Origin of the sequence: Bradyrhizobium sp. CSA112 (genome assembly GCF_029051645.1) — a bacterium.
In the GTDB taxonomy this organism is placed as follows: domain Bacteria; phylum Pseudomonadota; class Alphaproteobacteria; order Rhizobiales; family Xanthobacteraceae; genus Bradyrhizobium.
Genome location: NZ_JAACFS010000140.1, coordinates 1 through 454, shown reverse-complemented (window position 1 = coordinate 454; position 454 = coordinate 1). Strand labels below are relative to the sequence as shown.

The 454-nt window shown below is 68.7% G+C and carries 1 protein-coding gene; it reads right to left on the bottom strand.

From position 1 onward, the window contains the following. Positions 1-454 (bottom strand): protein-disulfide reductase DsbD domain-containing protein (locus tag GWE18_RS42040; protein ID WP_275191322.1); only part of this gene is annotated, 454 nt, incomplete at both ends.

The window sequence follows — 454 nt, the reverse complement described above, 5'->3', positions numbered from 1 at the left end:
CGCCTGGAGATTGAGGCTGGCGCCGAACATGCCCATCAGCGCGCCGAGCAGGGCGAAGCAGAGCGCCATCGGCAGCACGTAGGCGAGCGACAGGACGAAGCCGCGACCACCGCCCGGCCGGCCGCGCAGGACCACTCCGGAGAGGATCGGCAGCATCGGCAGCACGCAGGGGGTGAAGGTCAGGGTCAGGCCGGCGAGGAAGAAGAACAGCAGGCTGCGCTTGCCCTTGTGCTCGAGCGGGCCCTTGCCGGCCGCGTCGCTCGCGGCTGGCGGCGCGGCACCGCCGTCGATGTCGAAGCGCCTGGTTTCCGGGGGGTAGCAGAGGCCCTTGTCGGCGCAGCCCTGGTACGTCACCACGAGGGTATAGGGCTGCCGGGCCGGGTTGTTCAGGGGAATCTTCAGGTCGACGATGTTGTAGTAGACCTCGGTATCGCCGAAGTACTCGTCGTGGTGC